This is a genomic window from Gracilibacillus alcaliphilus, from assembly GCF_016909015.1.
Classification (GTDB): domain Bacteria; phylum Bacillota; class Bacilli; order Bacillales; family Amphibacillaceae; genus Gracilibacillus; species Gracilibacillus alcaliphilus.
The window spans coordinates 109,994-115,993 of record NZ_JAFBFA010000013.1; the positions used below are offsets into that span (position 1 = coordinate 109,994).

Consider the following 6,000-nt stretch of genomic DNA (forward strand, 5'->3'; position numbering starts at 1 on the left):
AAAAATACAAAACGGCTTGCCGTGTTTGTTCTCACACAGCAAGCCGTTAAAATAACTTATATTATTATTGTCTCGCTTTTACTTCCTCTAATGTTGGGATGGAGTCATGTCCGCCTGTACGGGATACTTTAATACCGGAAGCAATACTGGCAAATTTCGCTGCGGCTACCAAATCATTTGTATTAAGAAACTCACAAGCAACTGCCCCAGCAAAACAATCACCCGCACCAATTGTATCTACTGCATTTACTTGCAATGCCTCTACAAATGTAGTCTCTCCTTCTTGATATACTAGACTGCCGTCTGCTCCCATCTTTACAATGACATTAGGTATGCCCAGCTCATGTATCTTTCCCGCTGCTTGTAAAGCCGTTGCTTGGTCTATTACCTTAACACCTGTAATACGCTCGGTCTCTTGATTATTTGGCAACACTAAATCGGCATAAGAAAAAGCCTCTTCGAAGATTCCATCAGCTGGAGCTGGATCAAGGATAACAAACATCCCTCTTTCTTTAGCGATCTTCATGGCTGCAAGAATTGATTCCCTACTCGTCTCCATTTGAACAAGTAAAATTTCCGCTTCAATATCAGAGAAAACTTTTTCAATATCTGCGGTAGTAATAGCATCATTTGCCCCTTTGGTCCCCATCATGGTGTTCTCACCTGTCTGGTCAATGGTTGCCACAAATGTACCCGTACCTTCCTGTTCAATTCTTAATACATGTTCTGTATCAACATGCTGTTTCTCAAGATTCTTAATTAATTGATCCCCCGCACTGTCCTGACCAACCGCACCAACCATGGCCACCTGTTTACCCAAACGCCCTACGGTAACTGCTTGATTAGCACCTTTGCCACCGGGAATCATTTTTATCGAATTACAAAATACAGTATCTCCATACTCTGGGTATTTTGGTACGTCTACTACCACATCCATATTAATACTTCCCAATAGTATTACATCATATTTCATTATTTAAACCTCCGCACCTTTATCAAATAGTTTTCTGGTATTTGCTACATTTTGCTGTAAAGTGTTATCACTACGGAATACAGCACTTGTACCCAAAACATACATATCGGCACCATTGTTCAAGCAGCCAGGTATCGTCTCCGCACCAATATTTCCGTCTACTTGAATTTCAATCGGTCGGCCATAGGCAGTAATCTTTTCCTTTAATTCCTTAATCTTATCGTACATAGACGGAATAAATTTCTGACCAGCAAAGCCAGGATTTACCGTCATTACTACCACATAATCTGTTACATCATATATATAATCTAAAAATTCTAACGAGGTTGCAGGATTAACTGCTACTCCCGCTTTTATTCCTTTATTCCTGATCAAATTTAACACCCGCTGCAGATTTTTCGTCGATTCTTGATGGACAGAAATCATATCGGCGCCTGCTTCAATAAACAGATCGATATAACGTTCTGGCTCTTCAATCATCAAGTGAACATCAAGCGGTGTAGATGTCAATCCTTTTACGGCACTCACAAAATCAGGGCCTAATGTAAAGTTAGGAACAAACTTTCCATCCATAATGTCAATATGATAAAAATCAACTTTTGCCTCTTCGAGCGCTCTTATATCTCGTTCCATATTTACTAAATCGGCACACATCAATGATGGTCCTAGTTTATACATGATAAAACTCCTTTTGCTATTTTTCGATTTATTATTTACTGTCTAAGAAGTTCTGCGGGGAATTAATACCGGTTTTAAACGGTATTGTTTCGGCTTCGCCTGTTCATCATTAAGTAAACGGATGAGCTCATCCACTGCTTTTGCTCCTATGTCTTGTTTATGTTGATCAACAGTAGATAAAGGCGGCTGTACAAAAGACGCCATTTGAATATTATCGTACCCCACAATGCTCACATCTTCTGGTATCTTCAGTCCATATTCATAACAGGCACGCATGGCGCCTATCGCCATTGCATCATTAGAACTAAAAATACTATCAAATGTTTCACTTTGTTTTAAAAGTCTTTTAATTGCTTCGTATCCGTCATCCACGCTAAAATCACTGTAAACAATCTTTGTTTCTGTCTTTTCCTCTAATTTTTCTAAAGCTGAATAAAACCCGGCCAATCGATCTTGAGAACTTTTTTCATGTTTTGGCCCGGAAATAAATACGATCTTTTTTCTATTTTTTTTATTCATTAAATGGGAAACAGCGATCTGCCCCCCAAATTGATGATCTACTATAATGTTAGAATAAGGATGTTCAAAGTTAGCACGATCTATTGTAATAGTTCTTATACCACGTTCTTCTAAAGAATCCAAATCTTTTTTCCCGACATGTAAAGAGTTGATGATAGCCCCACTCACATAGTGGTCAATCATAGAGTTCAGGTAATATTCAACCTTATCCCTATCATCATCACTATTGCATAAAAAAATGCGATAACCTTGTCTATTCGCTTCCATTTCTATCTCTCGAACTAATTCAGGAAAAAACGGGTTGCTTAAGGTAGGTACTAAAAGAGCAATCAAATTAGACTTTCTTTCCGAAAGACTTTTGGCAATCGCATTTGGTTTATAGTTCAATTCTTCTATTACTTGATTTACTCTAGCTATGGTTTCTGTCCCGGCTTTCCCCTTTCCATTCATAATCCTTGAAACGGTTGCAACAGAAACCCCTGCTTTTTTTGCGACATCTCTCATTGTGATCATGTTTTATCATCCTTTTAAAGTAACCGATTACCCCCATTTTAATTGCATATCACCTTTAAGTCAACTATATTTTTATGGTTGATTTTCTTTTTCTTATCTGATAAACTCAATTTTGTTGTCCTTTTCCGGTAACCGGTTACCTTATGTGATTAGGAGGATTAAACATGATAGATAAAATAAATGCTGTATTTAACTTTTTTATAGATTTAGGGGGACCAGCGATTATGTTGGTCGTTATCACACTGCTTTCTTTACTTGTCGGTGTATCTATTTCTAAATCGATTGAGGGCGGCTTAAGGATGGCGGTCGCCTTAACGGGGATGAGTGCAGTTATCTCCCTATTAACCAGTGCATTCGGCCCTGCCTTAGAAGCATTCGTAGAATCAACAGGGATTGCCCTTTCCGTTACTGATTTAGGTTGGGCACCACTTGCAGTTATTACATGGGGATCGGTCTATACCTTGTACTTTGCCTTGATTTCCTTTGTAGTCAATTTTATTATGATTATTACAAAGCAAACCAATACATTAAATGTTGATTTGTTCAACATTTGGAATTATTCTGTAATTGGCTTGTTATTAATGTATTATTCTAATGATAATCTATTATTAGCTTCATTGTTTATCGCAGTGCTTTATGCATTAATGTTGATTAATGCCGACTTAATGAAGCCGACTATTAATGAACTGTTAGACTATGATGAGAAAAATATTACAACTACCGCACACCCTTCTTTATTAATCACACCATTTGTTATGGTTATCAATAAATTAATTGATGTGGTACTCCCGTTTATTGATAAATTTGACTTTAATGCAGAGGTTTTAAATAAGAAAATCGGCTTCTGGGGAAGTAAATTTGCCATTGGTGCTTATTTAGGAGTATTTATTGGATTATTAGGGCAGCAATCTACTGCTGAAATCTTGACTCTTGCCTTTACAGGCGGAGTTGCACTTGAATTATTTGGTTTAGTCGGTGGATGGTTTGGACCTGCTATTGAACCATTATCCAGTGGAATTACCAATATTATGAGCAAACGATTCAAAGGCCGGAAACTCTTAATAGGAATTGACTGGCCAATTCTAGCGACTAGAGCAGAATTATGGGCAGTAGCCAATATTCTGGCACCTATTTTATTAGTTATTGCCATCTTCCTCCCTGGTAATGCTGTGTTACCGTTAGGCGGGATTATCTTAACAGTCTTAGCACCGGCATTGTTAATTGTTACAAGGGCGAAGGTATTGCGTATGACAATTATTGGTATTATACTAATTCCACTATTCTTATGGGGAGCAACCTTTATCGCTGAATTTGTAACAGAAACATCTATTGCGATGAATAATTTCCCGGCAGGTTTACCAGAGAATGCCCTGATTTCCTCCGTGGATTCCGATCCTATTGAGAAAATGCTGGCCATTCTCATTGGACAAGCTGCTACTACACTTAATTGGTTGTCTATTCTGTATGCTGTTGTAGCTTTTGCTGGGTATTTATTATTATTCTTCTGGTACTTCAAACAGATGAAAAAACAAAATAGTGTGATCGCTCAAGCCGCTAAAAAAGATAAAACGGCTTAATATAAAATCAGCCTAATCCTTATAATACGAGGGTTAGGCTGATCTATTTTAAATTTCTTGAATATTGAAAGAAACCACTCTGTCTGTGGTTGGATTGTAAATAACCGTACCACGGATGGTTAACTGCTCTTGAGCTCCTTGTAATACAAAGTCATATACTTCTTTTACCTGATTGGCGGCAGGCTGACTGCGTTCCACCAATGCATAATCAGTGACTCGGAGATGTGGATAAGCTACTTGGGTTACCTCCAGTAAATATTTTCCCCACTTTTCTTCTTCTAAATGTGGTGAAGGTTCGAATTGAATTGGAATAACTCCAACCGCTGGGTTTACCCCTAAAGCTTCAAAAGCCTTTCGATGTAAGTTGATTCTTGTTGCTGGTGCATTTGGAACAGCGTCCACCACCGTGACAATCACTTCCCTGCCATTCTGTGGATAAATCACCTTAATCAGCTGTCCACATTGATAAGGAGACTGACTGCTAACGGCCGCTGTCATATATTGATTATGTGACCACGGCAAATTACATTGTGTCGTCGCCCCGCCTTCTGTCCATGTTGCCTGCCCGTTTATCAAATTTTGCCGTATATCATACGTATAATCAGGATTTCCTGTATAATGATATGGATTATAATACATCATATACCACCTTTCCATAGATTCATTCATGGCATTATATGAAAGAATAGGCGAATGGTGCGGGGGTAAGGATTAAGCCTTAAGGAATTTCTCTCGGCGCCATCTAGATTTCCAGATCAAAAGAAATTTCAAGAAAGTTAAGCGGAGATAACGAATGCTAGCCCCGGTAAGTCTTCCTTGATTGATTCCCTTCTACTTCCTTTTCCAAAAATATGAATATCTTTTGCTAGTATACCAAAGTTTAGTGGCTTATTTGATTCTGACAGGCAAATGGACAAGCCCCCTCTCCTGCTCTGTCCGTCATTTTGGGTCTGACGGACAACACAAACTGTGCGTGCATCTGTCAAGTAGACAATCCTATTTGTCCGTCAATTTTTCTTTCTTGCCATGAGGATACCTATGCCGTTTATCCGCCATCCTTGTCAGCTATTTGGGTTTGTGGTGGTGAAAGAGGGCCGAATCGGGAAAAATAAAGCCTCTAAAGGGCTGCCGATTCGCGCACATAGCGTACCACAAACCATCTCTTCTAAGCTCTCGCTGGTCGGGGCCCGGGTCCCAACACAGCGAGTCGCTAAGAAGAGGCATAGCTGACAAGGACAAGCCGCTACGCTGTGGCTCTTATTGTTTCTCTTGTGCCTTGTTGCTTTTCCCATCGCTCGATAAAACGAATAGGGCTTGTTTGTAATTTGGTGTGGATTCGTTTATGATTATAGTAATGGATGTACTTGGTTATCGCGTATTGCACTTCGGAGGCTGTTTTCATAGCTTCAAAGAAACAGACCATTTCACATTTTGCGTGACTGAAGAAGTTCTCTATACAAGCGTTATCCCAGCAGTTGCCTCTGCGGGACATGGATGGGGTGAGGCCCATCTCTTTGACACGCTTGAGATAACCAGCGTTTGTGAATTGTGCGCCTTGATCACTATGTAAGAGGGCACCTTTCACAAACGTTTTTTCTTTTAAGCCCGCTAAGGCCTCATAAACCAACGCTAAGTCTTGCCGAGGTCCCACCGCATAAGCTACCAACTCATCGTGAAAGAGGTCTTTAATCGCACATAAATAGAGAAATTTATTCACCCCTTGTTGGACAGGTAAGTAAG

At 39.5% G+C, this 6,000-nt stretch carries 6 protein-coding genes; 1 reads left to right on the forward strand and 5 read right to left on the reverse strand.

The annotated features are described in order from the left end of the window. Positions 1-64: 64 nt before the first annotated feature. From JOD18_RS11515 to JOD18_RS11525, 3 genes are read right to left on the reverse strand one after another with little or no spacing between them, the layout of a single operon-like run. On the reverse strand, positions 65-973 hold the full coding sequence (locus JOD18_RS11515) for a ribokinase (protein ID WP_204669179.1): 909 nt from the start codon (positions 971-973) through the stop codon (positions 65-67). A gap of 3 nt (positions 974-976) precedes the next feature. After that, positions 977-1,651 carry a ribulose-phosphate 3-epimerase gene (gene rpe, locus JOD18_RS11520; protein ID WP_204669180.1) on the reverse strand — a complete coding sequence of 225 codons (675 nt, stop codon included), beginning with the start codon at positions 1,649-1,651 and terminating at the stop codon, positions 977-979. Positions 1,652-1,693: 42 nt separating this feature from the next. Further along, positions 1,694-2,683: a LacI family DNA-binding transcriptional regulator gene (locus JOD18_RS11525; protein ID WP_204669181.1), complete on the reverse strand. Its 990-nt coding sequence runs from the start codon at positions 2,681-2,683 to the stop codon at positions 1,694-1,696. 164 nt (positions 2,684-2,847) lie between these two features. Here JOD18_RS11525 and JOD18_RS11530 point away from each other — a divergent pair, with 164 nt between their 5' ends. Next, the gene (locus JOD18_RS11530) at positions 2,848-4,260 is read left to right on the forward strand and encodes a PTS transporter subunit IIC (RefSeq protein ID WP_204669182.1); all 1,413 of its coding nucleotides are present in this window, start codon (positions 2,848-2,850) and stop codon (positions 4,258-4,260) included. A gap of 48 nt (positions 4,261-4,308) precedes the next feature. On the opposite strand, the gene JOD18_RS11535 is transcribed toward JOD18_RS11530, so the two are convergent. Both JOD18_RS11535 and JOD18_RS11540 read right to left on the reverse strand, forming a co-directional pair. After that, on the reverse strand, positions 4,309-4,899 hold the full coding sequence (locus JOD18_RS11535; protein ID WP_204669183.1) for a DUF3889 domain-containing protein: 591 nt from the start codon (positions 4,897-4,899) through the stop codon (positions 4,309-4,311). Between the two features lie 604 nt (positions 4,900-5,503). Further along, a partial coding sequence (locus JOD18_RS11540; RefSeq protein WP_204669184.1) for a DDE-type integrase/transposase/recombinase occupies positions 5,504-6,000 on the reverse strand: 497 nt, incomplete at its 5' end.

What these genes read in the sequence shown, in the direction of transcription:
- JOD18_RS11525 (WP_204669181.1), bottom strand. Translation starts at nt 2,683, where the DNA reads ATGATCACAATGAGAGATGTCGCAAAAAAAGCAGGGGTTTCTGTTGCA.
- JOD18_RS11535 (WP_204669183.1), bottom strand. Translation starts at nt 4,899, where the DNA reads ATGTATTATAATCCATATCATTATACAGGAAATCCTGATTATACGTAT.
- JOD18_RS11530 (WP_204669182.1), top strand. Translation starts at nt 2,848, where the DNA reads ATGATAGATAAAATAAATGCTGTATTTAACTTTTTTATAGATTTAGGG.
- JOD18_RS11515 (WP_204669179.1), bottom strand. Translation starts at nt 973, where the DNA reads ATGAAATATGATGTAATACTATTGGGAAGTATTAATATGGATGTGGTA.
- rpe (WP_204669180.1), bottom strand. Translation starts at nt 1,651, where the DNA reads ATGTATAAACTAGGACCATCATTGATGTGTGCCGATTTAGTAAATATG.